The organism is Pseudomaricurvus sp. (assembly GCF_965662505.1).
In the GTDB taxonomy this organism is placed as follows: Bacteria; Pseudomonadota; Gammaproteobacteria; order Pseudomonadales; family Cellvibrionaceae; genus Pseudomaricurvus.
The window spans coordinates 1-25,806 of the sequence record NZ_CBFIHX010000048.1; the positions used below are offsets into that span (position 1 = coordinate 1).

26 protein-coding genes are annotated in these 25,806 nt (G+C 54.2%); 6 read left to right on the forward strand and 20 right to left on the reverse strand.

Annotated elements, in window-relative coordinates:
- From ACTG33_RS08450 to ACTG33_RS08475, 6 genes are all read right to left on the reverse strand, one after another.
- The coding region (locus ACTG33_RS08450) for a hypothetical protein (protein WP_439134767.1) at nt 1–982 on the reverse strand (982 nt) is incomplete at its 3' end.
- Nucleotides 983–1,490: 508 nt separating this feature from the next.
- Nucleotides 1,491–2,792 (reverse strand): phosphate regulon sensor histidine kinase PhoR, encoded by a 1,302-nt coding sequence (phoR, locus tag ACTG33_RS08455; RefSeq protein ID WP_439134768.1) that lies wholly within the window; start codon nt 2,790–2,792, stop codon nt 1,491–1,493.
- Nucleotides 2,793–3,020: 228 nt separating this feature from the next.
- Complete coding sequence (locus ACTG33_RS08460) at nt 3,021–3,218, reverse strand: hypothetical protein (RefSeq protein WP_439134769.1); 198 nt, start codon at nt 3,216–3,218, stop codon at nt 3,021–3,023.
- A gap of 125 nt (nt 3,219–3,343) precedes the next feature.
- Nucleotides 3,344–4,054 (reverse strand): phosphate regulon transcriptional regulator PhoB, encoded by a 711-nt coding sequence (gene phoB, locus ACTG33_RS08465; RefSeq protein ID WP_439134770.1) that lies wholly within the window; start codon nt 4,052–4,054, stop codon nt 3,344–3,346.
- Between the two features lie 203 nt (nt 4,055–4,257).
- A complete protein-coding gene (gene ubiA / locus ACTG33_RS08470) occupies nt 4,258–5,259 on the reverse strand; it encodes a 4-hydroxybenzoate octaprenyltransferase (protein ID WP_439134771.1) in 1,002 nt (333 codons plus the stop codon).
- A gap of 96 nt (nt 5,260–5,355) precedes the next feature.
- Nucleotides 5,356–5,958, reverse strand: coding sequence for a chorismate--pyruvate lyase family protein (locus ACTG33_RS08475; RefSeq protein ID WP_439134772.1), 603 nt, complete (start codon nt 5,956–5,958; stop codon nt 5,356–5,358).
- A gap of 121 nt (nt 5,959–6,079) precedes the next feature.
- Here ACTG33_RS08475 and ACTG33_RS08480 point away from each other — a divergent pair, with 121 nt between their 5' ends.
- From ACTG33_RS08480 to ACTG33_RS08490, 3 genes are all read left to right on the forward strand, one after another.
- Nucleotides 6,080–6,352: an HU family DNA-binding protein gene (locus ACTG33_RS08480; RefSeq protein ID WP_439134773.1), complete on the forward strand. Its 273-nt coding sequence runs from the start codon at nt 6,080–6,082 to the stop codon at nt 6,350–6,352.
- Between the two features lie 160 nt (nt 6,353–6,512).
- A complete protein-coding gene (locus ACTG33_RS08485) occupies nt 6,513–7,781 on the forward strand; it encodes a dicarboxylate/amino acid:cation symporter (RefSeq protein ID WP_439134774.1) in 1,269 nt (422 codons plus the stop codon).
- A gap of 44 nt (nt 7,782–7,825) precedes the next feature.
- Nucleotides 7,826–8,197, forward strand: a complete 372-nt coding sequence (locus ACTG33_RS08490; protein WP_439134775.1) for a VOC family protein — start codon at nt 7,826–7,828, stop codon at nt 8,195–8,197.
- A 27-nt stretch (nt 8,198–8,224) separates the two neighbouring features.
- On the opposite strand, the gene ACTG33_RS08495 is transcribed toward ACTG33_RS08490, so the two are convergent.
- From ACTG33_RS08495 to ACTG33_RS08505, 3 genes are read right to left on the reverse strand one after another with little or no spacing between them, the layout of a single operon-like run.
- Nucleotides 8,225–9,634 (reverse strand): HDOD domain-containing protein, encoded by a 1,410-nt coding sequence (locus ACTG33_RS08495; protein WP_439134776.1) that lies wholly within the window; start codon nt 9,632–9,634, stop codon nt 8,225–8,227.
- Between the two features lie 47 nt (nt 9,635–9,681).
- Nucleotides 9,682–11,775 (reverse strand): ATP-dependent DNA helicase RecG, encoded by a 2,094-nt coding sequence (gene recG / locus ACTG33_RS08500; RefSeq protein ID WP_439134777.1) that lies wholly within the window; start codon nt 11,773–11,775, stop codon nt 9,682–9,684.
- A gap of 3 nt (nt 11,776–11,778) precedes the next feature.
- Nucleotides 11,779–12,687, reverse strand: a complete 909-nt coding sequence (locus ACTG33_RS08505; protein ID WP_439134778.1) for a hydrogen peroxide-inducible genes activator — start codon at nt 12,685–12,687, stop codon at nt 11,779–11,781.
- Between the two features lie 138 nt (nt 12,688–12,825).
- Here ACTG33_RS08505 and ACTG33_RS08510 point away from each other — a divergent pair, with 138 nt between their 5' ends.
- Nucleotides 12,826–13,719 carry an SDR family oxidoreductase gene (locus ACTG33_RS08510; RefSeq protein ID WP_439134779.1) on the forward strand — a complete coding sequence of 298 codons (894 nt, stop codon included), beginning with the start codon at nt 12,826–12,828 and terminating at the stop codon, nt 13,717–13,719.
- A gap of 15 nt (nt 13,720–13,734) precedes the next feature.
- A complete protein-coding gene (locus ACTG33_RS08515) occupies nt 13,735–14,901 on the forward strand; it encodes a GNAT family N-acetyltransferase (protein ID WP_439134780.1) in 1,167 nt (388 codons plus the stop codon).
- 9 nt (nt 14,902–14,910) lie between these two features.
- Here ACTG33_RS08515 and ACTG33_RS08520 read toward each other — a convergent pair whose 3' ends face one another.
- The 6 genes from ACTG33_RS08520 to ACTG33_RS08545 all read right to left on the reverse strand — a co-directional run bounded on the left by ACTG33_RS08520 (nt 14,911) and on the right by ACTG33_RS08545 (nt 18,890).
- Nucleotides 14,911–15,312, reverse strand: a complete 402-nt coding sequence (locus ACTG33_RS08520) for a DUF2195 family protein (protein ID WP_439134781.1) — start codon at nt 15,310–15,312, stop codon at nt 14,911–14,913.
- Nucleotides 15,272–15,796 carry a tlde1 domain-containing protein gene (locus tag ACTG33_RS08525; protein WP_439134782.1) on the reverse strand — a complete coding sequence of 175 codons (525 nt, stop codon included), beginning with the start codon at nt 15,794–15,796 and terminating at the stop codon, nt 15,272–15,274. Before ACTG33_RS08525 ends, ACTG33_RS08520 begins: the two co-directional genes overlap by 41 nt.
- 160 nt (nt 15,797–15,956) lie before the next feature.
- A complete protein-coding gene (locus ACTG33_RS08530) occupies nt 15,957–16,559 on the reverse strand; it encodes a DUF938 domain-containing protein (RefSeq protein ID WP_439134783.1) in 603 nt (200 codons plus the stop codon).
- A gap of 76 nt (nt 16,560–16,635) precedes the next feature.
- A complete protein-coding gene (locus tag ACTG33_RS08535) occupies nt 16,636–17,454 on the reverse strand; it encodes a response regulator (RefSeq protein WP_439134784.1) in 819 nt (272 codons plus the stop codon).
- A 142-nt stretch (nt 17,455–17,596) separates the two neighbouring features.
- Entirely contained in the window at nt 17,597–18,373 is a 777-nt protein-coding gene (yaaA, locus tag ACTG33_RS08540; RefSeq protein ID WP_439134785.1) for a peroxide stress protein YaaA, read from the reverse strand.
- Between the two features lie 37 nt (nt 18,374–18,410).
- On the reverse strand, nt 18,411–18,890 hold the full coding sequence (locus tag ACTG33_RS08545; protein ID WP_439134786.1) for a DUF4265 domain-containing protein: 480 nt from the start codon (nt 18,888–18,890) through the stop codon (nt 18,411–18,413).
- Nucleotides 18,891–18,945: 55 nt separating this feature from the next.
- On the opposite strand from ACTG33_RS08545, the gene ACTG33_RS08550 reads away from it, so the two are divergent.
- Complete coding sequence (locus tag ACTG33_RS08550) at nt 18,946–20,262, forward strand: M48 family metalloprotease (RefSeq protein WP_439134787.1); 1,317 nt, start codon at nt 18,946–18,948, stop codon at nt 20,260–20,262.
- A gap of 174 nt (nt 20,263–20,436) precedes the next feature.
- Here the strand turns inward: ACTG33_RS08550 and phoU are convergent, their stop codons facing one another.
- The 5 genes from phoU to ACTG33_RS08575 form a co-directional block, all read right to left on the reverse strand.
- Nucleotides 20,437–21,156, reverse strand: a complete 720-nt coding sequence (gene phoU / locus ACTG33_RS08555) for a phosphate signaling complex protein PhoU (RefSeq protein ID WP_439134788.1) — start codon at nt 21,154–21,156, stop codon at nt 20,437–20,439.
- A 32-nt stretch (nt 21,157–21,188) separates the two neighbouring features.
- Entirely contained in the window at nt 21,189–21,965 is a 777-nt protein-coding gene (pstB, locus tag ACTG33_RS08560) for a phosphate ABC transporter ATP-binding protein PstB (RefSeq protein ID WP_439134792.1), read from the reverse strand.
- A gap of 140 nt (nt 21,966–22,105) precedes the next feature.
- Nucleotides 22,106–23,374 carry a phosphate ABC transporter permease PstA gene (pstA, locus tag ACTG33_RS08565; protein WP_439134789.1) on the reverse strand — a complete coding sequence of 423 codons (1,269 nt, stop codon included), beginning with the start codon at nt 23,372–23,374 and terminating at the stop codon, nt 22,106–22,108.
- Between the two features lie 39 nt (nt 23,375–23,413).
- A complete protein-coding gene (pstC, locus tag ACTG33_RS08570) occupies nt 23,414–24,802 on the reverse strand; it encodes a phosphate ABC transporter permease subunit PstC (protein ID WP_439134790.1) in 1,389 nt (462 codons plus the stop codon).
- Nucleotides 24,803–25,000: 198 nt separating this feature from the next.
- A partial coding sequence (locus ACTG33_RS08575) for a substrate-binding domain-containing protein (RefSeq protein WP_439134791.1) occupies nt 25,001–25,806 on the reverse strand: 806 nt, incomplete at its 5' end.

The window sequence follows — 25,806 nt, forward strand, 5'->3', positions numbered from 1 at the left end:
TACCATAGTCGCCCCAAGAATAAGGGTCATTCTTATCTTTAGCCCTTGCGGCATTGCCTAAAGTAGCGCTTAAAGTCGCCTTAAATGTACTGTTGCTATTGAGTAAATCTTTATCTGCCAGCATCCCCAATTTTGTGGCAGCGTCATAAGTGGTTCTAGGGTTAGATCTGGCCCAGCACATTTTTACTATGTGGTCTTGCCCCTTAAAGGAAACATTTTTCGCAGTCAAAGTCATTAAGGATTGGGTTAGCACCAGTGAGCCAGCCCGCTCAGATGTCCACTCTACACCTTTTTTATTATTAGATTGCTCTATAGCGTTCGCTAATAAACCTGAAAATGCATAAGTTTTATTAACAATCGTCGGATTATAATTGCGCATGCCCTTTAACTTGCTGCCCAACGGGGAGTAAAACAAGTCAAAATCGCATTTTAACGCGGCACTACCACCAAACATCTTGTCTAGTCTTTTAACCACCTCACGAGCAGCTTGCTTTGGATCATTATATGACGTATCAGCAATAACCACTTTCCGGTCGTCTTTCGAAGTTATTCGACCATTATTCCTATAAGTAACATCGAGATCATCATTACCAGCTTTTGTAACGGTATAGACACCTGGCTTCTCCCTGCTCCCCTTCGAAATACTCTGATACTCATCACTGAGCGCTAGGCTTGTAATGGCTAACACATCATTAGGACGGCGCTCTACCGTGGCCACAATACCTGGTACGTACACCACGACTTGCTGAAAGCTGTTTGTTTTAAAATCATTGATATTGGGAATAAACACATTGTCTTTGCCGGTTAGGCCGGTTGACAAGGCTTTTAGATGCTTCAATGCCATTAAGGGATAGTAGTAACCCGCCTTTGCCGCCTGTTCCAGTATCAAGGCGTCTTTTTGGGTGTTGGGGGTAAAGATTACCGTCTTCCCTGTTTCAGGGGTGCTTAATTGCAAGCCTGAAGCGGATTTTACTAACTTCATATGTCAATCCTTTGATCTTTTCTTAAGTCGGTAGCTAAATAAGTAAACAAGTTTTGGTAATGGGCTATCAATTTAATGCCAACTGTTAAAAATACAATCTATAAACAGCGCCATTACTTTCAAAATTGAGCAGTTCTATTTCACAAAGAAAAACACTCTCCGATTGAACTCACTCCCCCATAGGTACGAATTAGCCTTACTATCAGCTTGATTTTGTGCAATTCATTGAAGGAAAGGGACGAAGAAATACCAAGCATGGGAGGCTCCTTTTCCTTGGAGTGATGGCGAGTGAACAGCGCGTGTCTATACACGTTCCTTTTGTATGGCCGAATGGTAGCTTGGATGCTGTAATGTGTTCAACAAGATTGAGGCTAATGCCAACTGATTTGACCACCGATGAGATTCCTTTCTCATTCGGTGACAGAGTAAGCCATTCAAAGGACTGATTTGATTTTTACAATTAATGCTTTAGAAGCAAATCAGTGTGTGGAACGCGGCGCATGATCACTTACGCCGACTTCGCCTCCGTCACCACACTCTGAATCGGAAACATACAGGTAAAGGTACTGCCTTTGCCCAGCTTACTCTGAATATCCAGCTTGGCGCCGTGACGTAACAGTACGTGCTTGACGATCGCCAGCCCCAGACCGGTGCCACCGGTTTTTGACTGACGACTGCCATCCACGCGGTAGAAACGTTCTGTCAGGCGGGGAAGATGAACGGTGTCGATGCCTTCACCTTCGTCGGTAACGGCCACATTTAAACCCAGACTGCTTTGCTCCACATCGATCGACACTTCTTTGCCGTCCGCTGAATATTTAACGGCGTTGAATATCAGATTGGAGAAGGCACTTTGCAGCTCTTGTTCGTTACCCAGCAGCGCCAGGTTATCCGGGCAGTTGAGTTTGAAACTGTGCTGATGATCACCGGAGAATGCTATTGCGTCACCGCGGATTCGCTGCAGTAACGGTTTGAGAGCCACCGGTTTGTGCGTATTGTGGCGATCGTCCGTTTCCAGCTTGGACAGCGCCAACAGGTCGTTAATCAGGCTGGTCATCCGAATCCCTTGCTGCTCCATCTGTTGCAGGGCTCGCTCCCAGGGCGCCGGCAGATCCGGTGACATGCTGAGGGTCTCCACATAACCGCGGATGACGGTGAGCGGCGTGCGCAGCTCATGGGAGACATTGCCAACGAAGTCTTTGCGCATCTGCTCCAGCTTGTGCAGGCGGGTGACGTCTCTCACCAGAACCAGACATTCACCCTGACCAAAACGGGTAATCTGATATTGCAGATGTACATCACCGGTATGAGGCGAGGGCAGATCGAGAGGTTCGGTATACTCCCCTTTGTCCATGTATTGAATGAATACGGGATGGCGCACGTAGTTGAAGATCGGGTTGCCCTGGTCCTGATGCCTGAGGTGCAACAGGTGACCGGCAGCGGCGTTGTACCAGTCTATATTGCCCTGACGGTCGAGTAACAAAATACCGTCGCGCAGGGCAGAGGTGATTTCCTGTCCGCGTTTGACCACCGCCTGCAGACGCTTCTTTTCACGCCGCTGACGCTTCTGCAGTCGCACAATATTATCGAAGATGTCACCCCAGATACCGCTGGCATCAGGTGGCTGAATACGACGGGAGTTTTGCAGCCAGGCATCCAGACGATGCATTTGCCACAGCATCCAGGCCATGTAGACTGCGCCACCGGCAATGAGTGTCCAGGTCAGGTAGCCATTCATTAATCCGAAGACCACACACACCAGTGTGCAAACAATGATCCGCCGGATTTCAGCGGAAAAACCTCTGTTCAATGTTGATTCCCTTCGTGCTGTTGACTGAGTTGCCTGATTGGTCGTGGTTGACCAACAGCTGTGGAGTCTAAGAAGTGCCGGACTGGCAATGGGTACTGAAAAAGCGGGTGCTGACGACGGATCTGAGATTCAATCCAGCAAGACAAGGCTGAATGATGAGTGATGATTTGGGATGGCAATGGGTTAGACAACCCTTGCTTTTGCACAGTGATCGGCACGTTACAGACCTTAAAGATCGTCAGTAATGGCTTCATCAACCGCTTGATCAACTTCTTTGGCCGCATCACGGGTGGCATGGCCAATGTCACGTGTAACGTCCCGGGTAGTATGACCAATCTCCTTGCCAATTTTTTTGGCGCTGGTACAACCACCAGCAACCAGAGCTGACATCAGGATCATCGCTGAAATTACCAGTGTGCGTTTCATCAAGCCCTCTACCTTTTGACTCTGTGCCCTGGGTCTGACTTAGACCGAAGACTGAAACATCACACTGTATTCATGTGGCGCGGAAAGTCCAGTAAAGATGACACACCGCAAACGGGTGACAACCCTCAAATTTCTTTCACGGCAGACACTTTCAGCGAGAATCGATATCCCGCACCGCGCACGGTTTGCACAAAACGGTCGTGATCGTCCTGTTGCAGCGCCTTGCGCAAGCGACGGATATGCACATCCACGGTGCGCTCTTCCACATACACATTGCCGCCCCAGACGTGATCGAGCAGCTGGCTGCGGGTGTAAACACGCTCCTGGTGCGTCAGGAAGAATTCCAGCAAACGGTACTCGGTAGGACCCATCTGCACTGGCGTGTCATTGATGGTGACACGGTGGCTGACAGGATCGAGGGTTAAACCGTCAACAGTAATCGGGCCACTGTCTGCCAGAGTATCGGTACGACGCAAAACCGCCTTCAGGCGCGCGACCAGTTCGCGAGGCGAGAAGGGCTTGGTGATGTAATCATCGGCACCGACTTCCAGTCCCTGTACTTTATTATCCTCTTCGCCCTTGGCGGTGAGCATAATAATGGGCACCTGCGAAGTCACCTCGTCACGCTTCAGGCGACGGGCCAGCTCGATACCACTGGTGCCCGGCAGCATCCAATCCAGCAGCACCAGATCAGGCTTGCGATCCACGATCAGGCTGTGCGCCTGCTGTGCATCTTCGGCCTCCATACAGTGATAATCCGCCATCTCCAGAGCAATGCGGAGCATGTCCCGGATGGAGGACTCATCATCGACGATCAATATTGTTTTCTGGGGCATCATCTCTGCCTTTGCTGTTTTCTGATACGGGCATTAAATAGTGTTTTTGTGAATCTTTTGTTACAGCCTCGGGTTTAAATATAGCTGTCACATAGCGCCACTGTCAGATTTTCCGTTTTCAGGCCAATCTGTGACACACCCCACACAGCAACAGCCTTTCACTGAAACCAGCCATTGAAGGAGGATAGCGACGCTAAGAGCCGCTATCGAAGAAGATAGTCCGCAACAATACCGGCGAAAATCGCAAATCCGGCCCAGTTGTTGTTGAGAAACGCTTTGAAACACTGATCCCGATCGCGATGGCGAATCAGGTATTGCTGATACACAAACAAGCCCGAGGCTGCCACGAGTCCCAGATAGTAGACCGACCCCAACTCAAACCGCTGACCCACCATCATCAGGGTCACGATAACCATCACCTGCAGGCTGCCGGTCATCACCCGATCCTGATCGCCAAACAGCACGGCGGTGGATTTCACCCCAATCCGCAAATCGTCGTCGCGATCCACCATCGCGTAGAAGGTGTCATAAACCACCGTCCAGATCACTGCAGCGGTGTAAATCAGCCAGCATTCCGCGGGTACCTCACCGGTCTGGGCGGCAAAGCCCATGGGGATACTCCAGGCAAAGGCAGCACCCAACACCACTTGCGGCAGATGGGTATAGCGCTTCATAAACGGGTAACAGCCGGCCAGCGCCACCGCGCCCAGGGACAGCAGAATCGTCAGCTTGTTGGTAAACAACACCAGTACAAAAGACAGCAGACACAGCAGCACACACACCGCCAACGCTTCCTTCGGCTGAATTTTACCGCTGGCCAGAGGCCGCTCGCGGGTGCGTTTGACGTGACCATCCACGTTGCGATCGGCGTAGTCGTTGATGGCACAACCAGCCGCGCGCATGGACACCACCCCCAATACGAAAATCAGCAGTACATCCCAATCAGGCAAGCCACCGGCGGCCAGCCACAGTCCCCACAGCGTCGGCCAGAGCAGCAACAGCCAGCCAATGGGACGATTCATACGGGTTAGCTGCCAGTAGTAGGGCAGGTGATCCCAGACCAGCAACCCCGACAACGGGCCCGACCGCTTTGGTGCAGCCTTCGCGGTTTTTGCCGAGGGCCCACGGCTGGCCGGTTTGGCAGCCTTTGGCTTCTGCGGTGGGCGATTTGGCTTCTTGGACTTTCTCTTCTTGGCTGGAGTCATGTTGTGGCTTTCTGTTAATTGAGTATCTACGGACGTCTGACTAAGTATCTAGGGACGTCTAATTAAGTATCTACACGGGCGTCGGCAGTGTAACGGCTAGAGGGTATCGATGAAATCCGGCAGAAACACTTCCCCCACCAGAATGGGCTTGTTTTGAACGTAGAACACAGAGCGACGCCCCCAAAGGGTCTGGTTTTGCAGCTGTGCATCACAACCTTGAACAACAGCAGCCGGCAAACGGCTATCGCCTTGGCCGAAACAGCTGATCTCCAGAGGGTCCCGCTGCAGCGATGGCTGTTTGAACAACCAACCACCCAGCGGCTGGTTATTGAGTTTTCGCAAATGCCGCAGTGAGCCGGTTAAAGAGCGCTCCGGCAGCAGGCTTCTGGCCCACACCCAGGGTTGGTTGTGGCCTTTGAGGATGACTTCACGAATCAACACCCGCGCGCGCGGCGAGATCCCCAGCGCTCTGGCTTCCATGGGTTCCGCTCGACCCCAGTGTTGCGTCAGCACCTCGACCGAAAACGCACCCTGACTGTGGGCCTGCAGCCGGGCGGTGAGCGAGCCCGGGTGCTTTAGCCAGTCGAGTAGGGTGCTGTGTTTTGACTGAACGTGCTGTGACTGGCCCTGCAGACTGAGTGTCAGGGCAGTGGCCGAGTGCCAACTATGGGCACCGTTTTTCAGGGAAATCGGTAGCATAAATCATCAAATTGTTCGGAATTACAGCAGCCGGGGACAAGAAGTGCTTTACCACCGCCAAGCCAATTGGTTTAATGCGGGTCGATAATAACAAAAACTGCGTTTTTATAAGGAATTTCCTATGCACAAGAGTGACTTAGTTGAGTCGGTTGCCAATACCGCCGACCTGCCGAAAGACAAAGCAAACGATGTGGTTTCAGCCATTTTCGAAGAAATTACTAACGCCCTGAGCCGTGACGACAGCGTCAACCTGGTCGGTTTTGGCTCTTTCACCCAGCGTCATCGTGCCGCCCGCACCGGCCGCAGCCCGAAAACCGGTGAAACCATTCAGATTCCAGCCAGCACCTCAGTCGGTTTTAAACCCGGTAAAGCCCTGAAGGACGCCGTTAACTGAGTGTGTTAGAAACACTGAAGTGTATTAGCTCTGCTGACAGAGGCCTATCAGCCCCTCAATGCCCCAACAGTTAATGCCCTAAAAACGAAAGCCCCGGCTTTCGTTTTTTTGTTTTACAGGAGACGATTTTGCACACCAACAGCCAGGAGGTTACTTCAGCATGAGCCTGACAACACGGATTTTAATTGCCATGGCGGCCGGCCTGGGGGTTGGCATACTGATCAACCTGATCGACAACAGTGGCTTGTCCGGTTCCACCTTGCAACACTGGCTGGACGACATCTTGGTCAATGGCGTGCTGGATGCGGTGGGCAAGATGTTTGTCGCCTCGCTCAAACTGCTGGTTGTACCGCTGGTGTTTGTCTCACTGGTGTGTGGTTCCAGTGGACTCGGGGAAAACTCCCGTATGGGCGCCATGGCGGGTAAAACCCTCGCACTCTATCTGGTTACCACCGCTGTCGCGATCAGCCTGGCGCTGCTGCTGGGTGCCCTGATTCGCCCCGGCGACGGCATCGGACTGGAAGCCGCCACTGCCTTTTCGGCCCAGAACGCTCCCTCCCTCAAGGACGTCCTCGTCAGTATTGTCCCCAGCAACCCGGTGAAAGCCATGGCTGAGGGCAATATGCTGCAAGTGATTGTCTTCTCACTGTTGATGGGGATAGCCATCTCTCGCTGTGGTGAGGCCGGCCAGACCGTGCGCGAGTGGTTCGTCAATCTGGACTCGGTCATCATGAAAATGGTCGGCATCCTGATGGAGCTGGCCCCCTACGGTGTTTTCTGTTTGCTGGCCAAGCTGTTTGCCGAACTGGGTGCGGGCGCCATCATTGAACTGAGCCTCTACTTTTCCACCGTGGTTTTGGCGCTGCTGCTGCACTGCTTTGGGGTGTATGGCCTGATGCTCAAGTTGCTGACGCGGGTCAATCCGATTGCCTTCTTCAAGCATCTGCGACCGGTGATGATGTTTGCCTTTTCCACCTCGTCCAGCAGTGCCACTCTACCGGTGACACTCAGAACGGCCGAGGAAAAACTGGGTGTGGATAACCGCGTTGCCTCGTTTACTATCCCGCTGGGTGCCACCATCAATATGGACGGCACCGCCATTATGCAGGGCGTCGCGACCGCGTTTATTGCCCAGGCGTATCAGATTGATATTGGCCTCACGGGGTATTTGACCGTGGTACTGACCGCCACACTGGCCTCTATTGGCACCGCGGGTGTGCCGGGTGTAGGGCTGATTACTCTGGCCATGGTGCTGCAGCAAGTGGGTCTGCCGGTGGAGGGCATCGCTCTGATCATCGGCGTCGACCGTCTGCTGGATATGATCCGCACCGCGGTCAATGTGACGGGCGATTCGATGGTGACGATGACCGTCGCTAAAAGTGAAGATGCCTGGAATCAGCAAGTGTTTGAAAACAGCGGCAAGCCTTAAGATGAGCTAAGCTGAAGTCCATCAGCACGATGGACTCAGACCCTATGACAGCCCCTATGAAAGAAACCGGCAAAATCAATTACGTTGAACTCCCCGCCCGCAACCTGGAAGCCACCAAGCGCTTCTTTGGCGAGGCGTTTGACTGGTCGTTTGTGGATTATGGCCCGGAATACGTCGCGTTCGACAATGCCGGCCTGGACGGCGGCTTTTTCAAATCGGATCGGGTGGCCACCACCGAAAACGGCAGCGTACTGGTGGTGCTCTACAGCGACGCTCTCGAAGACACCCTCGCCAGAGTCACCTCAGCCGGTGGCGCTATCCTCAAAGACATCTTCTCATTCCCCGGTGGCCGACGCTTCCACTTCAGCGATCCCAACGGCAACGAGTACGCCGTCTGGTCTGAGCCAGAAAACTAGCGATTAACGATCAAGCCCGCTGCAGGCTTATGCCTGCAACTGCTGGGCAATATTATCCAGCTCTTCCGAGGACTCCAGTACCGCTTCAACCGCCTGCTGCGCTCTGTCTCTGTCCAGTTGTAACTCACGGAACAACGCGTCTGGGATCCCCTGGCGCGGTCCCTGGCCAATGCCGTGTTGCTGCAGCAGCCGCTGAGCGATAAGCACCAACTTGGCGTATTCGCCGTGCTCGACCTCGGCAGGGCTGCTGTTGTTCTGGTGCCGCAGTGCGATGATCACTTCATCCGGCATGCCCCACAGCTGCATCAGCCAGCTGGCAATCTGCTCGCGAGTCACCCCCAGGATATAGAACTCTGCGAGGTGCGGCGGCATGTGAGTATTCACTTCCATGCACCGACAAATTCGGTTGAACTGCGGCGGGAAGACTTCGGCCAAAACCAGCCAGCCGAAGTTGTGCAACAAACCAGAGAGGTAAGCCATACCAAAACCAGGACGGTGCTCGCGAGGAATGACTCTGACCAGCCCCTCTACCGTGGCGGCGGTATACACCGCTTGTTTCCAGTAGGATGTAGCGCCGTGGACACCGTCTTTGGGAATCGACATGGTTTTCCCCAGCGCCAGGCCCAGTGCCAAATTCAGCACCATATCAAAACCCAACACGCGAACGATGGCATCGTGGATAGAGCGAATTTTTCCCGGCGCCGAGTAATAGGGGGAGGAAGCCCAGCTAACCACTTGCGCCGCCAGACTGGGATCGACTTCGACGATGTTGGCCAGATCCCCCACATCGGCATTGGGGTCGACTCTCAGATTGATGATCCGCTGTGCGGTTTCCGGTAATGGAGGAAGCTCCAGGGTTTCTTCGAGGCGCTGCTTGATGCGCTTCGCGGTAAAGGTTTTCACCGCCGCCAGCAATTCCTCTTCATCCGGCCCCCGGGTTTTGAGTTTCTGTTCGAGACTGTCCAGCGATACGGTGATGTCACCGACGATGGCACCGGAGACCATCAGGGCAAAATCCTCTTGATGGATTTCCAGCAGCTCATCGGCGCCCGAATCCAGCAGTACCAACTGCTTGTCCAGCAAGCGCTGATCCACCAGAGTGGGCAAGCCACCCAGTTTGGGCAGCGCCGGAACGGACGTCAGTTGGTGTTTGTCGAGAAAGCCTTTTAGCTCGTCATTGCAGGTCGGCTGCAGATCGCGCCCCAGCAACTGATTGGCCTCGTGAATATCAAACAGCCCATCGGCACTGGCGATGACCTGTACTCGACCTTCACCATCCTGCAGCAGTAGCGAGCGAGCTGCACCCACTTCACGAAGGTGCTGTTCATGGGGGAGATCGCTGATGCTGTAGACATTACTGTCATCAGGGCGCAACGCCACCGAATAACTGACGTTCTGCTTCTCCAGTAACTGCGAAACACTGGTTGGAACCGGCACAATCTTCTCCTAAATACATCTGGCCAGCGCTAAGCGCAGGCATATCTCTAGACACTAGCATAGTTCTCACTGCTGCCCAGCCAGCGGCTGATCAGCGCGTCCACCACCTCTGGGTGGACTGTCATAATATGGCTAGCCACTTCCTTGATCCGCGGCAGCAAAAAGCCATCCCGCTGCAAATCCGCCAGACGGAAATTCACCTCGCCGGTTTGTCGCGTGCCCAGGACCTCACCGGGGCCGCGCAATTCCAAATCTTTCTCCGCGATGACAAAACCGTCGTTGGTTTCGCGCATCACTTTTAAACGTTCACGACTGTACTGTGATAACGGCGAGCCGTACAACAGCACACAGTGACTGGCAGCGGAACCGCGTCCGACCCGACCGCGCAGCTGGTGCAATTGCGCCAGCCCCAGTCGCTCGGGGTTTTCAATAATCATCAGGCTGGCGTTGGGCACATCCACCCCCACCTCAATCACGGTGGTGGCCACCAGCAGCTGCAATTCACCCGTCTTAAACAGGGTCATCTGTTGTTCTTTATCGGCAGCCTTCAAGCGTCCATGAACCAGCCCCACACGAATGTCCGGTAATGACTCACTCAGAGAGTGAGCTACCGCTTCGGCCGCCTGCGCCTCCAGCGCTTCGGACTCTTCAATTAGGGTGCATACCCAGTAAGCCTGTCGCCCCTCGAGGCAGGCGGCGCGCACCCGCTCCACTACCTCGTGACGGCGCTCGTTGGTGATGGCCACCGTCGACACCGGTGTCCGACCCGGCGGTAGCTCGTCAATGATCGAGCAGTCCAGATCGGCGTAGGCACTCATGGCCAGGGTGCGAGGAATAGGGGTTGCGGTCATGATCAACTGATGAGAACGGCGTTTGTCTTTGGCTTTTTCCCGCAGAGCCAGGCGCTGGTGAACACCAAAACGGTGCTGTTCGTCGATGATTGTGAGGCCAAGATCAGCGAACGTGACGTCATCCTGGAACAGCGCATGGGTGCCGACAATCACCTGAGCCTCGCCACTGGCAATCGCCGCCAACTGCTCGCGGCGGTCGGCCACCTTTTGTTTACCGCTGAGCCAGCCAACCTGAATGCCCAACGGCTCCAGCCACTGGGTAAAGCTCTGGCGGTGCTGCTCGGCGAGGATTTCCGTCGGCGCCATAATCGCCGCCTGCAACCCATTGCCCACCGCCTGCAAAGCCGCCAGTGCCGCCACCACGGTTTTACCGGAACCCACATCCCCCTGCACCAAACGCAGCATGGGAAAGGGCTGGGACAAGTCGGCGGCAATCTCAGCTGCTACCCGCTGCTGGGCACCCGTAAGGGTAAAACCCAGCTGCTGTTGAAAGCGGTCCAGCAGGTGCTGGGGCGTTGGCAACGGCTGCGCGCCTTCGGCCTGAATCTTTTGTCGCACCCGCAACATGCTCAGGTGATGCGCCAGCAGTTCTTCAAACGCCAGCCGCTGCTGGTAGGGGTGCGTGCCCAACAGCAATTCATCAATGGGAGCGTCTTTAGGGGGGTGATGAAGAAACGCCAGCGCTTCGCTCAGCGGGTAGGCTTCGCGTTTCCAGGCATCATCGGGGATCAATTCTTGAAGACTGTGACTGCCCATCAGCTCCAGCGCCTGTTCGGTGAGCTTGCGCAGTCGCTGCTGGGTGATGCCCTCGGTGGCGGGGTAGACCGGAGTCAGTCGCGATTCCAGCGCCGGAGGACTGCCGCCGTCGAGAAAATCGTATTCCGGGTGATAGAGCTCCAGCCCGGAGGCACCGCGGCGAGCCTCGCCAAAACAACGCAACCGGGCACCGGGCACCAGCCGCTTCTTCTGTGCGGCGGTGAAATGAAAAAACCGCAGACTGATCACTCCGCTGCCGTCCTGCAACCGACACATCAGGCTTCGACGGCGACCGAAGACCACATCACTGGCCCGGATTTCCCCTTCAATCACCACACTGGCCATGGGCTGCACACCGCCGATAGGGGTCACCCGAGTGCGATCCATATAACGCAGGGGCAGGTGAAACAGCAAATCCTGAATGGAGTGGATATGGATTTTCGCCAACTTATCCGCCAGCTGAGCACCGACGCCTTTGAGCGCGGTAACCTCAACCTGAGCCAGAGACGGAGCGCTGTTCACTACCGAATTCACGGATCAGGTCTTCATCTGACACTGGTTGATGGCCTGACGCAGACGGTCAATGGCCTTGTGACGGGGAAAGCTCGCCCGCCAGGCCAGCGCCACGGTACGCTGGGGCGCCGGATCGGCAAAAGGCCGGGTCACCAGCACATCCGGCGAATAATTGGAGCCCGCCGCCGACAGCGGCAAAATGGTGATCCCCAAGCCGGAGGCCACCATGTGACGCAGGGTATCCAGCGAGCTGCCTTCGGAGGCAAAACGGGTGGCGGTGTGGTTTTCCAGACTGGGCTGCAGATTCGGGCAGGCTTCCAGCACCTGATCGCGGAAACAGTGACCCTCGCCCAACAGCAGCACCGGGTGACCATCAAAGTCGGACGGCACGATCTCGTCCTTGGCCGCCAGCGGGTGGTCATGACTCATCAGCACCACAAACGGCTCGTCGTAAAGCGTCTGGGTAACCACATCCGGCTCGGTAAACGGCAGGGCCACGATAATCGCATCCAGATCGCCTTTACGCAGCCTTTGACGCAAAGTGGCCGTGTAGCCTTCTTCCACGTAAAGAGGCATATCCGGGGCAATCTTCTGCAATTGGGGGATAAAATGCGGAAACAGGAAAGGGCCAATGGTAAAGATCGCACCCACGTTCAGCGGACTGCTGAGCTGATCCTTACCGGCGGTGGCCATCTCTTTGATCAGCGCGGTCTGTTCCAGAACCCGCTGCGCCTGTGCAATAATCTTCTCGCCCAGCGGCGTCGACTGAACCCGGCTTTTGGAGCGCTCAAACAGCGCAACACCCAGTTCATCTTCGAGCTTTTTGACGGCGATACTCAGTGTCGGCTGTGACACAAAGCAGCGTTCCGCCGCGCGTCCGAAATGCTGTTCCTGTGCCAGGGTTACGATGTAGCGAAGTTCTGTCAGCGTCATTGCAGCAGCCTGTTTCTATCTACGAATGGCCTTATTCTGGCACAGAGTACCTATAGACGAGAACTATTAGTTACATTTGACTTGATAAATTTTCAGGTTGATATTGGACACCTTCTTTGACTCAAATCCGGGAGTTTCATGACCAGCGCTTCAACCACCCGCCCCCTGACCACCGTCACTCTGCTCGGCTGCGGCGATATCGGCCAGCGGCTGGCCAGCCGTCTGCCGGTGGACACTGAAATTGTGGGCATACGTCGCTCCCGCTGCGAGCACCCCCGTATCGACTACCGACAGGCGGATCTCGCCGATGCGGACAGCCTGCGTGCCAGCTTGCCGCCGCACTCCGACGTCATCGTCATCACCATGACGCCCAGCGAATACAGCGATGAAGGCTATCAGCAAGCCTACGTCCACACGCTGCAAAACCTGTTGCAGGTGCTGGATGCACAAGCACCACCGCAACTGATCCTGTTTGTCTCCAGCTCCAGTGTGTACGGCCAGCAGCAGGGCGAATGGATCGACGAAAATTCCATCACCGAACCCCGTCGTTACGCCGGTAAACGTCTTTTGGAAGCAGAACAACTGCTCAACGACAGCGCTTATCCCACCTGCGTGGTGCGCTTTTCCGGCATCTACGGCCCCGGTCGCCAGCGATTGATTCAGCAGGTGCGCGATGGCAAGGGCGCTCCCGCCGACACTCAGGGCACGCTCTACAGCAATCGCATTCATGTGGACGACTGCGCGGGTGTATTGGCACATCTGATGCAGCGGCAGGTTATAGAGAAGACGAGCATTGAGCCCCTGTATCTGGCCAGCGACTGCCAACCCTCAGGGCTGGGCGAAGTGAAACAGTGGCTGGCGGAACAGATGGGCTATCCGGCCAACCATCTGCAACCTGGCCCAGAAGCCGCCACCCGCGCCAGCAAGCGCTGCTCCAACCGGCGCTTGCTGGACAGTGGCTATCACTTTCAGTACCCCACCTATCAACAGGGCTACCGACAGGTGCTGGATAGCATGGAACACAGCGAATAATGGAGACTCCCTGACATGCCCGATTTCAGGCTGATTGACTCGATCCACGACGTCTCCGCCGATGACTGGAACACGCTCTGGAACCGCGATACCCAGAGCCAGAGTTTTCACTACCCCTTTATTCAGCACGGATTTCTGGCAGCGCTGGAGGATTCCGGCTGCACTCAAGCCGAAACCGGCTGGACGCCCAAGCACCTGCTGATTCACGAGGACAGCCGACTGATCGGCGCCATGCCCCTGTACCTGAAAACCCACTCCTACGGCGAATACGTATTCGACTGGGCGTGGGCCGACGCCTACCGCCGCAACGGGCTGAATTATTACCCCAAACTGCTGTGTGCCATTCCCTTCACGCCGGCCAGCGGTCCAAGACTGGCACTGGCCGAGGGGGTGGAAGCGCAAACGATGCTGAAATGCGTCAGCGAGTTTTTGTCCGCAGCCTGTCTGGAACACCACTGGAGCAGTTGGCACTGCCTGTTTTATCCACCGGAACAGCAAAGACTCTGGTTATCAGATCAAACGCTCTCGAGAGTCGGCTGCCAGTTCCACTGGTATAACCGCAGCTATGAGACGTTCGAGGATTTTCTCGACACGTTTAACTCACGTAAGCGCAAATCTGTTCGCCGGGAGCGACGCGGTGTGAGCGAGTCCGGCGTCAAACTGACACGGCTGGTGGGCGATCAGATCACCGACGACGACTGGCAAAAATTTTATTACTTCTACCACACCACCTACCTGAAACGCAGCGGCAACACGGGCTACCTCAACCGCGAATTCTTCGAAGCCATTGCCCGCAATCTGGGCCAACAGATTTTGATGGTCAAAGCGGAGCATGAAGGGGATAACATCGCGGCGGCGCTGTGCTTCTTTGACGACACCCACCTGTTCGGTCGCTACTGGGGCTGCCTGGAAGAGATCCCCGGCCTGCACTTCGAAGCCTGTTACTACCAGGGCATTGAGTTTGCCATCGAGCGGGGGATTCAGGTGTTTGATCCCGGCGCTCAGGGGGAACACAAAATCCAGCGGGGCTTTGAACCGACGCTCACCTATTCACAACACTGGCTGGCCGATGAGCGTTTTCACGCTGCGGTGGAGGATTTTCTGCAGAGGGAAACTCCCGGAGTGGAAGCCTACCGGGAGGATTGTGCGGGGTATTTGCCGTTTAAAGCTGAGACGAATTGAGCCCCGTATTTAAAGATTTGAGCAAGAAAAATGAATTTGAACTGGAATGTTCGGATAAAGCAATTGCTTTTGAGACGTCACGGGGAGGGTGATAGTTTTTCGGTTTAAAATCGAAAAACTTCCAGACATCAATGTAGCGACGTTAGCACCCGCGTTTTGAGATGCCTCATATTTCATGAGAGCTGACTTGCACACACACTCTGCTCCTGCATTCCCTGTGCTAATAGACGTCTTTAAAATCACGGGTTCTGCGCTGGTATCCAAATCTGTGTCTACAACGGTAAAACAACCTTCAACCTGATTGTTAACAACAATCTCATTTGTGTTCCCTGAGTGCGCACAGGAAGACAATAAAAATACCAGTAAAAAGCTATATCTTAGTGCCGCCATTAGTTGGCCTCCCTGTAACATACTGCACTTGAATGAGTATTGTCTGATTATTGGAAGCCGATTGATACGTCCGCAAGTGCGTAAATATTTCAGTCTCTACCTCAATGCATCCATGACTATACCCTTTCACGGAGTCATGCAGATAAAAGCCTCCCCGGGTAATAGGTGCGCAGTGCTTTTTTGTCTCCTCGTCGGCAGGTTCCATTCTTGCCCTGTTTTTACCCCAATTTGCCCAATAAGGCTCACATTGCCCAGCCTTTGACCCTCTGGGTATTTCCTGTATTCCCCAAGATGGTTTTAATGCACAAATGCCACGTCCATCATCTTCCGCAACCCCATGATCTGCAATAAATATTTTATAGATGCCTTCAGGTATAGGTCCTGAATCCGGGATGCATTGTTCACCTGGTATTTGATGTTCAGGTAATCCTGAAGTGGCTTTGAAGGTTAAACCTTTATTGTTCCATTTAAGGAATTGTCCATCATAAAAAAGATCAGTTTTCATACACATCCTTGTGGCAGTTAAAACCGGTTCCCGGTTATCCAGCAAAAATGAAATTCTGACTTAACAACGACTCATTGAACACTATTGCGATCTGAAAGCGTGCTTGAACTCACAGAGAATCAAACCAACCCACACTAAAGCACTAGAACACTCGGACCCGTCAAGCCGGATCTCGAACAAACACCAAACAGCGGTTATTAGCCGGCATTTCAATATCGTCCACAAAGCTCAAACCCTGCTTTGATGCCGCCTCGCAGACCGCCTCAAAATCGCGGATGGCGCGGTGGGGTGCCTGTACCTTGAGCCACTCGTTAAAACGGGCATTGCTGTCGCTGGTGAACTGGCCGCCGTAATTAAACGGCCCGTAGATCACGAACTTACCACCGGATTTGAGGATCTTACCCACGCCTTCGAGCATGATAAGCACCTCATCCCACGCCATGATATGGGCAGTATTGGCAGTGAACACGCCGTCAACAGGGCCGAAATCCCAAGAATTTTTGCCTACATCCAGCGTCAGGGGTGGCAGCAGGTTCTCGCCGGTGTAGTCCGCCATCCAGCTCTGAATACCGCTGTGGTTTTCCGCCAGGTCACTGGTTTGCCATTGCAAGTGGGGTAAGTGTTCAGCAAAGAAGACCGCGTGCTGGCCGGTACCGCTGCCAATTTCCAGCACTTTGCCGGGTTCGGTGAAGTACTGTTGCAACACGGCGAGAATCGGTGTTTTGTTGTTTTCACAGGCCTGTGAAAAAGGTTTGGAGGTCATAGCAGCAAGGCCTTGTCGGTTGGGTGCTGCTTTTAACGATAAACCGCAATGAGCGATTTTTGGCGAGAAATCGCGGCTATCGGTTTTTGGCGATAAATCGCGAGAGGGCCTCGAACTTCTCGGGGTCGTTATCCACAAAGCGCACCGTGAATTTGATGATGGAAGTGTCTACTTTATTGTCGCCCGCCGCAATACTGTGCAGATAACCGTTGAGCCGCGCCACTTCCTGGCCGATTTCGATATCCACCGCTGCCTGTTCAAACAGGGCCGGCAGATTGTCCTGGCGCTGCATCAAACCATTCACGGCCTGAAGGCTCATGTCGGTTAACACGCAGGGGCAGGTGACTGTGGCAAAGCGCAGTTGGGCCTTGGCTTTGGCGGCTTTTTTGGCTGCGGGTTTGGCTGCAGCTGCTTCCGGTTTTTTCTCGGCGCCGCCTCCGCCGGTGAGCACATCCACTGACGCAAAGGCTACCCGATCACCGGATCCGGCTGTTTTGATAGCGTCTTTGGGGCTTTTGCCAATCTTGGCGAGCTGTTTGACGGTTTTTTTGGTCAGCTCGTCGGAGGTAAAGGGTTTGGTGATAAAGTCGGACACCCCGGCCTGAATGGCTTTGACCACGAAGCTCTTGTCGCCGCGACTGGTGACCATGATAAAGGGGGTGGTTTTATAGGTGTCATCCGATCGAACCCAGCGCAGCAGTTCTTCACCGCTCATACCGGGCATTTCCCAATCGCTGAGGATCACGTCGATACGCTGCTTTTTCAGCTGGGCGATGGCGCGGTTGCCGTCATTGGCATCATAGACCTCGGCACCGGGAATCCGGTCCCGCAGTTGCTTCTTCACCATATCGCGGATAAATGAAGCGTCATCCACCACCAAAAACCGTAACGCCATGCCTATACCTGCCTCAACTTACACTGCACACCATGCCCAGCGCATTGTTTCCGGTTTAGGAAGACGTTTTACACTCGACGTTTGACGGAATGTGTCTATTCCGCAAAGTAAGTGATCGGCCGATTGCCCAAAGAGTTGAGGCTTAGGCCTCCTGTTGGCGCGTAAAGACCCATTCTTTGGCGGATGACATCCCTTCGTTGAAGCTATAACCCTCGTAATCGAAGCCTTTCAGATCTTCAGCATCGGTAATGCGGTTTTGAATGGCATAGGCGCACATCAGACCACGGGCTTTTTTGGCGTAAAAGCTGATGATTTTGTATTTATCGCCTTTCCAGTCTTTAAACACCGGAGTGATGATCTCGGCGTTCAGCGCTTTGGGTTTCACCGACTTGAAATACTCGTTGGAAGCCAGGTTCACCAGCACCTCGGCTTTCAGGCTTTTCAGTTGCTTATTGAGCCCTTCGGTGATGGTTTCGCCCCAGAAGTCGTACAGGTTCTTGCCGCGCTGATTGTCGAACTTGGTACCCATTTCCAGGCGGTAGGGCTGCATCAGATCCAGTGGCCGCAACAGACCGTAGAGGCCAGACAGAATGCGCAGGTGCTTCTGGGCAAACTTGAAATCATCCGCTTTGAAACTGTCGGCATCCAGACCGGTATAAACGTCGCCGTTAAACGCCAATACCGCCTGTTTGGCGTTGTCGGCGGTAAACGGCTGCGACCACTGCTGAAAGCGGTCGTAGTTGAGCACACCCAGTTTATCGCTGATGTGCATCAGCTTGGACACGTCCTGCGGCGCCAGATCTTTCAGTTCATCGATCAGCAGCTGAGCTTCGTCGAGGTAGTCCGGCTGGGTGCTCTGCTTGGTCTTGGCGGGGGTGTCGTAATCCAGATTTTTCGCGGGGGATATCACAAGTAACATGTTGAGTTCTCGGTTCCGGTATTCCGTAAAGGAGGGGTTATTCAGGCTTTAGAATGTCCTGCCACCAGTTCAATGGGGTCACGCCATCGTTGGGATCGTAGACGTTGCCGTACATCCAGGCCACATCGTCGCTGGCCACGCCGTTGAGGATACTTTCAATCTGCTGAAAGCCACAGCTGACGTGGATGCTGTACACCAGCATGCGCGGTGTTTCGATGTCCAGCTCGCCACCCAGTTTTTCCAGCGGCGGGGTGAGATCATCCACCAGTTGACTGCTGTCATCGCGGCAGAAGACACGGATCGATAAGTTACCGCTGCGTTTCAGCAGGGTGAATGCTTCATCGCCTTTTTCCAGTTTGATCAAATCGCCACTGGCAATGCCTTTGACAAACGCCGGTGATTTCACCAGTTGGCAGCTGTTATCTTCGTGAATAATCACTTGTAACCGTTCTGCCACGGGCTTGCCATCTGCCCCAATACCGGCAAAGAGCTCAATCACTTGCAACGCATTCGTCATAGTTGTATTCATTCTCAGTTAATATAATGTCGGATATATAAGACAGGCATTATACGTGAATAACACCAATAAGGAGATTGCTATGGGCTATCGCGCTTATATCGCCAGCACATTACTGGCACTGCTGATGATCACCGGCTGTACCACCAACCCGGTGACTGGCGCGTCGGAACTATCCCTGATTTCTCCCACTCAGGAACTCAGTATTGGGGCACAGCAATACGCACCCTCACAGCAGTCGCAGGGCGGTCAGTACACCCTCGATCCTGAATTAACGCTCTATGTCAGCAGGATTGGCAAAGAACTGGCAGCGGTGAGCGGCCGACCGGATCTGCCTTACGAATTCGTGGTGCTGAATAACGATGTGCCCAACGCCTGGGCGCTGCCCGGTGGCAAGATCGCCATCAACCGCGGCCTGATCTCCAAACTCGACGATGAAGCACAACTGGCGGCGGTCCTGGCTCATGAAATTGTTCACGCCGCAGCAGGACACAGCGCCCAGCAAATGACTCAGGGCATGCTCTTGGGTATGGGCGGGCAAATTGCCGGCATCATTGGCAGCCAGGCAGGCTATGGCGAACTGATCGGTATGGGCTCGCAACTGGGCAGTGCACTGATCCAGTCCCGCTACGGTCGCGACAAAGAACTGGAAGCTGACCGTTACGGCATGAAATACATGGCCCGCGTGGGTTACGAGCCAGAAGCGGCCGTGGAGTTACAGGAAACGTTTGTCGAACTCTCGGAAGGTCACAACGCCAGCTGGGTGGACGGTTTGTTTGCCAGTCATCCACCGTCCGTCGAGCGGGTCATTGCCAACCGCAACCACGCCACCAAACTCACACCCGGCGTGCGCAACCAACAGGCGTTCCAACGAGCCGTGCGGCAGGTGAAAAAAGATCAGCCTGCTTACGACGCCAATCAACAAGCGCTTAAAGCCGCCGACGGCGGCAATATGGATCAGGCCATGTCACTGGTGAACAAGGCCATCAGGTTGCAACCAAAAGAGGAGTTGTTCTATTCCACCAAGGGGCAATTTCAACTCAAGCAGGACGATTTTAAAGGCGCCTTGAACAGCTTTAATCAGGCTCACAAACTCTACCCGGAATATTTCTTACCGCTGTTAGGCAGCGGCATTGCTGCCAAACAATTAAAATCCTACGCGCGCGCCGAACAGGATCTGGTGCAGAGCAGCAATCTGCTGCCAACGCAAATTGGCGCGTTCCATTTGGGAGAAGTCACTCTGGCACAGGATAAAACCTCGGATGCGATCCGCTATTTTCAGCAGGCCGCGCAAGGTGGTGGCGAGATAGGGCAGGCATCACAGGCGTATTTGCAGAAGTTGATGACGGCTGAACAGCAGGGCAGTAACTAAGCCCCTTAATATAATCGATCCGTTTACAGGATAAGAGAATCGTCATTGCGAGGAGCGATAGCGCCGACAGTAGGGGCTCTAGGCCACGCGGCAATCCATTGTTAGCACTCTGTAGTATGCTTAAGTGCAAAACATGGATTGCCGCGCTACGCTCGCAATGACGAAATTTAAGTATTACTCACTTTCGCTAATCTGACGCTCCATCTCTTTCACACTGATATGGCGTACATCCAGACCTTTCACCAGATAAATCACGTGCTCGGCGATGTTCGCCGCGTGATCACCAATACGCTCCAGTGCCCGCAGAGACCAGATGATGTTCATCACCCGAGAGATCGAGCGGGGATCTTCCATCATATAAGTGGCCAGCTCACGCATGGCCGACTTGTATTCCTGATCCACTTTTGTATCTTCGTGAGCCACCTTGACCGCGAGATCCACATCAAAACGGGCAAACGCATCCAGTGCCATGATCACCATTTGATGAACCAGAGAACCAATGTGGCGCAGCTCTACGTACCCGCGGGGCGCTTCACCATGTTCATTCAGGTGAATCGCCATCTTGGCCACCTTGTGAGCCTCATCGCCCATGCGCTCCAGATCGCGGGTGATCTTGGCCACGGCCAGTACCATGCGCAAATCCGAAGCCGCAGGCTGCCGACGTGCCAACACCATGGTGCAGTTTTCGTCCAGGGTGATTTCACGATTATCCACTTCTTCTTCCGTCACCAGCACTTTTTCAGCCAGGTCGGAATCTGCAGAGGTAATCGCCGTGACGGCGTCGATGGTTTGTTGTTCCACCAGACCGCCCATTTCCAGTAACTGGGTTTTCAGCTCTTCCAGATCGGCGTTGAACTGCCGCGAGATGTGCTGATCGAGATTTAAATTATCCATGCTTCACTCCAAGCTCTAATCCGGGGAACAACTTAACCAAAACGACCAGTGATGTAAGCTTCTGTCAGCTTGTGATCGGGGTTGGTAAACACTTTTTCCGTATCGTTCACTTCGACCAGTTTGCCCAAGTGAAAGTAGGCCGTGCGGTGAGAAACCCGAGCTGCCTGTTGCATGGAGTGAGTCACAATCGCAATGGTGAAGTTTTGACTCAGCTCGGCGATCAGCTCTTCAATTTTGGCGGTGGCAATCGGATCCAGTGCTGAACAGGGCTCATCCATCAGAATCACTTCCGGACTGACAGCAATGGTACGGGCGATACACAGACGCTGCTGCTGACCACCGGACAAGCCAGTGCCCGGTGAATGCAAACGGTCTTTTACCTCTTTCCACAAACCGGCTTTCTGCAAACTGGTTTCGACAATTTCATCCAGATCGGAACGACGATTCGCCAATCCGTGGATGCGAGGGCCGTAAGCCACGTTGTCGTAGATGGATTTAGGGAAAGGGTTAGGCTTCTGAAACACCATGCCCACGCGCGCGCGCAGCTCCACCACGTCCAGCTTGGGATCGTAGAGGTCCTGATCTTCCAGATGCAGGTTGCCCTTCACCTTACAAATGTCGATGGTGTCGTTCATGCGATTCAGACAACGCAGGAAGGTGGATTTACCACAACCCGACGGTCCAATCATGGACAGCACTTCGTTTTTACCAATGTCGAGACTGATACCGTGGATGGCTTGCTCATCGCCATAAAAAACTTCCACATCCCGCAGTTTCATTTTGGGGTCATCCACAAACGGATTGCCCATAGGCTTGGCGGGAACCGGCGTATCCTGATCGACGCTGTCCTGATGTTTGATGGTTTCTTTTGCCGCACTCTCATTGGTGCTGGCAGGGATTTTGTCCAGTGGCTGGGCGATATCCATACTTTTGTCCTCGTTAACGGTTATTACCAACGCCGCTCAAGGCGTTTGCGCAGCAGCACTGCAATGGTGTTCATAGTAATCAGGAAGGCCAGCAACACCATAATGGCGGCGGAGGTCAGTGCCACAAAAGCCTGCTCCGGGCTGCCAGCCCACAAGAAGATCTGTACTGGTAATACGGTGGCCGGATCAACCGGTCCGGCGGGCAATTCAACAATAAAGGCCACCATGCCGATCATCAGCAGCGGGGCTGTCTCACCCAGTGCCTGAGCCATACCAATAATGGCACCGGTCAGCATACCCGGCAACGCCAGCGGCAGGACGTGGTGAAGCACCACCTGCATCTTGGACGCACCCAACCCCATGGCCGCCTGGCGAATGCTGGGGGGTACCGCTTTAATGGCTGCGCGGCTGGAGATAATGATGGTCGGCAGCGTCATCAGTGTCAGTACAATACCACCCACCAGCGGAATCGAACGCGGCATACCAAACAGACCGATAAAAATGGACACACCCAGCAGACCTAAAATACTCGACGGTACCGCGGCCAGGTTGTTGATGTTCACTTCGATAAAGTCGGTGAACTTATTCTTCGGCGCAAATTCTTCCAGGTAGATCGCTGCGGCGACCCCGATGGGGAAGCTCAGCACCAGTGTCACGATCATGGTAAACAGCGAACCGAGAACGGCGCCCAACATGCCCGCCTGCTCCGGCTCGCGGGAATCGCCGCGGGTAAACAGAGACTGATTGAAGCCCGAGGTCACCAGATTGCGCTCTTCCAGAGTCAGAAGCCAGTCTTTCTGCCGGTCAGATACCCGGACTCCGTCGCGCTTGTCGACGCTGGCCTTGAAAAACAAATCGGCGGCATCGTCCAGTTGCAGCGTCACAGTGCGGGACTCACCCAGCAGTGAGTGATCCTCACGCAGCATATCCCGCAGGTCAAATTCCGCACTGGAACTGATCAAACCATTGAGTTGCTTCTTGCCGGATCGCTCCTGCACTTCAGGGAACTGCTCACCGATGGCCTCGCGAATGACTCCGATGTAATTGGCATAGGTGACCTGGTCCGGATCGTTAATATCGCTGATCTGCAGGACATCCGGATCAAAACTCACTTCCAGCGTGACCCGATGCTCAATAAAGGCACTGTGACCCTTACCAATAATATCCGTAAACAGTACCACCAACGCCAGCAAACCGAGGGCAATGGAAGCAATACCAAACGCCCGGAAGCGCTTTTCCGACCGATAACGTTTGGCCAGTGTTTGACGTACCTTTTCTGTAGTCTTACTCATGCTTTAACTCTCCACTGGCGTGTAACCGCCAGAGTCCAATCAATCGTATTGTTCACGGTATTTTTTAACGATATGCAACGCCAGTACGTTCATGGCCAGTGTCGTAACAAACAACATCAGACCCAAAGCAAACGCGGCCAGTGTTTTAGCACTGTCAAACTCCTGATCACCGGTGAGCAGGGTGACGATCTGTACTGTGATCGTGGTCACCGCTTCCAGTGGATTGACCGTCAGATTAGCGGCCAGACCCGCCGCCATAACCACAATCATGGTTTCACCGATAGCTCTTGAAGCCGCCAACAGGATACCGCCCATAATGCCAGGCAGCGCCGCGGGCAGGATCACCTTCTTGATGGTTTCGGAATGGGTCGCGCCCAGCCCCAGTGAACCGTCGCGCAGGGATTGAGGTACTGCAGTAATAACATCGTCTGCCAGCGAAGAAATAAACGGGATAATCATTACCCCCATCACCAGACCGGCCGCCAGTGCCGACTCCGACGACACATTCAAACCAATGCTCTCACCCAGATCGCGAATAAACGGCGCAACGGTGAGTGCCGCGAAGAAGCCGTAAACCACCGTCGGCACACCCGCCAGCACTTCCAGCGCTGGCTTGGCAAAAGAGCGCACCTTGGGGTGAGCGTATTCCGCCAGATAGATCGCCGACATCAACCCCACCGGTACCGCGACCAACAGAGCGATAAACGAAATCAACAGCGTACCCACAAACAGTGGTATCGCACCGAAGGCACCCTGAGCCGCCACCTGATCGCTTCGCAATGCTGTCTGGGGACTCCACTGCAGACCAAACATAAATTCCGTGAAAGGCACGCGCCCGAAAAACTGCAGCGATTCAAACAATACCGAAGCCACAATCCCCACGGTCGTTAGAATCGCCAGTGTGGCGCAGAGCATAAACATCCACTGCAACACCTTCTCAACCTGTTGGCGGGCGCGCATCTCGGGGGAGACTTTCAACCAGGCCCAGGCACCCCCAAAGATGGCCAGCACCAACACCACAACGGTAACCGCCATGGTGTTGGTGGACTGTATGCGACTGAGACGCTCCGCGGCAGCCGCCACCTGTGGATCAACAAACGAGGGCGGCAAAGCCCCGCTGGCCACGTTTTGAATCTGACTGATCATCAGGTTACGAGCCGATTCATCCGCCGGGGCGATGTCCGCCGGCAGAGTATCGAGCACCATGGTGCGAATGATCGAATCGTCGAACGCCAGCCAGGTGCCCATAACCAACAGAGCTGGCAGCGCACACCAGAGCGCCGAGCGCATCGAGAAGTAAAACGGCAGGGAATGCAGGTGGCGAATGCCCCCGAGAGGTCGCGCCAATCCCGTGGCGCGCACATGCCCTAAAAAGTAAGCGACGCCTATCATCACCGCCAGCACCATCAACAGGTTTCCGGTTTGCATGCAAAACTCCCAAAAAGCATTTTTTCACGTAAGCCCATTGTTGATCGTCGCCGGGCTTGCGGCAAAAAACGCAGATTATACGGTGATCTTATCTCTAAGAAAGAAAAGACCGGTTAAGAAGAAAGACAGTTTAAGAAGAAAAGGCCCGGTGGCTTCCGCCAGCGGGCCAGTTCATTACCATCAATCGGTACGAGTTACTTATTTAAACTCTTTGCCGGTCATGGTTTTCATTTTTTTGGCTTGAGCAGCCCACTGACGACGCTCTTGATCGGCAGAAGGAATCAGACCTTTGTCGACCAGGTAGCCGCTGGTACCCCAGGCGCGCTCGCTGGTGAACTCATTAACGTATTCCTGAATGCCCGGAACCACACCCACGTGTGCTTTCTTAACATAGAAGAACATAGAGCGAGACATTGGGTACTCACCGCTGGATACAGTTTCCATACCAGGCTCAACACCTTCGATTTTCACTGGTTTAACAATGGCTGTGTTTTCTTCCAGGAAGGAGTAACCGAAAACACCCAGAGCAGCGGGGTTGGATTCCAGCTTTTGAACGATCAGGTTGTCATTTTCACCGGCTTCGATGTAGTGACCGTCTTCACGGATGCTGCGACATACCGCTTTGTAGCGAGATTTATCGCTCTTTTTCAGATCCTTCAACCAGCTGAAGGTCTTACAGCCGCCTTCAACACCCAACTCGTTGAATGAATCACGAGTACCGGAAGTTGGAGGTGGACCAACCACTTCGATTTTCACATTCGGCAGGGCAGGGTTAACCTCTTTCCAGGTTTTGTAAGGGTTGGGAACCAACTCTTCAGAACCGTCGGGGTTTGGCACGTCCTTGGCCAGACCCAGATACAGATCGCGCAAGGTCAGGTCCATGCTGGCGGCTTTAACGGAGTTGGCTACAGCCAGACCGTCGTAACCAATCTGAACTTCGACAATGTCTTTAACGCCGTTCTTGTTACACAGTTCGAACTCGGAAGACTTCATGCGACGAGACG

Bases quoted from the DNA above. Each gene is read 5' to 3' on its own strand.
- ACTG33_RS08520 (WP_439134781.1), bottom strand. From the start codon at position 15,312: ATGTTACAGGGAGGCCAACTAATGGCGGCACTAAGATATAGCTTTTTA.
- ACTG33_RS08475 (WP_439134772.1), bottom strand. From the start codon at position 5,958: ATGCTACCGATTTCCCTGAAAAACGGTGCCCATAGTTGGCACTCGGCC.
- ACTG33_RS08530 (WP_439134783.1), bottom strand. From the start codon at position 16,559: ATGACCTCCAAACCTTTTTCACAGGCCTGTGAAAACAACAAAACACCG.
- yaaA (WP_439134785.1), bottom strand. From the start codon at position 18,373: ATGTTACTTGTGATATCCCCCGCGAAAAATCTGGATTACGACACCCCC.
- ACTG33_RS08545 (WP_439134786.1), bottom strand. From the start codon at position 18,890: ATGACGAATGCGTTGCAAGTGATTGAGCTCTTTGCCGGTATTGGGGCA.
- phoU (WP_439134788.1), bottom strand. From the start codon at position 21,156: ATGGATAATTTAAATCTCGATCAGCACATCTCGCGGCAGTTCAACGCC.
- pstA (WP_439134789.1), bottom strand. From the start codon at position 23,374: ATGAGTAAGACTACAGAAAAGGTACGTCAAACACTGGCCAAACGTTAT.
- pstC (WP_439134790.1), bottom strand. From the start codon at position 24,802: ATGCAAACCGGAAACCTGTTGATGGTGCTGGCGGTGATGATAGGCGTC.
- ACTG33_RS08515 (WP_439134780.1), top strand. From the start codon at position 13,735: ATGCCCGATTTCAGGCTGATTGACTCGATCCACGACGTCTCCGCCGAT.
- ACTG33_RS08525 (WP_439134782.1), bottom strand. From the start codon at position 15,796: ATGAAAACTGATCTTTTTTATGATGGACAATTCCTTAAATGGAACAAT.
- ACTG33_RS08505 (WP_439134778.1), bottom strand. From the start codon at position 12,687: ATGACGCTGACAGAACTTCGCTACATCGTAACCCTGGCACAGGAACAG.
- phoB (WP_439134770.1), bottom strand. From the start codon at position 4,054: ATGCCCCAGAAAACAATATTGATCGTCGATGATGAGTCCTCCATCCGG.
- ubiA (WP_439134771.1), bottom strand. From the start codon at position 5,259: ATGACTCCAGCCAAGAAGAGAAAGTCCAAGAAGCCAAATCGCCCACCG.
- ACTG33_RS08480 (WP_439134773.1), top strand. From the start codon at position 6,080: ATGCACAAGAGTGACTTAGTTGAGTCGGTTGCCAATACCGCCGACCTG.
- ACTG33_RS08490 (WP_439134775.1), top strand. From the start codon at position 7,826: ATGACAGCCCCTATGAAAGAAACCGGCAAAATCAATTACGTTGAACTC.
- ACTG33_RS08535 (WP_439134784.1), bottom strand. From the start codon at position 17,454: ATGGCGTTACGGTTTTTGGTGGTGGATGACGCTTCATTTATCCGCGAT.
- pstB (WP_439134792.1), bottom strand. From the start codon at position 21,965: ATGGGCAATCCGTTTGTGGATGACCCCAAAATGAAACTGCGGGATGTG.
- ACTG33_RS08485 (WP_439134774.1), top strand. From the start codon at position 6,513: ATGAGCCTGACAACACGGATTTTAATTGCCATGGCGGCCGGCCTGGGG.
- ACTG33_RS08510 (WP_439134779.1), top strand. From the start codon at position 12,826: ATGACCAGCGCTTCAACCACCCGCCCCCTGACCACCGTCACTCTGCTC.
- ACTG33_RS08460 (WP_439134769.1), bottom strand. From the start codon at position 3,218: ATGAAACGCACACTGGTAATTTCAGCGATGATCCTGATGTCAGCTCTG.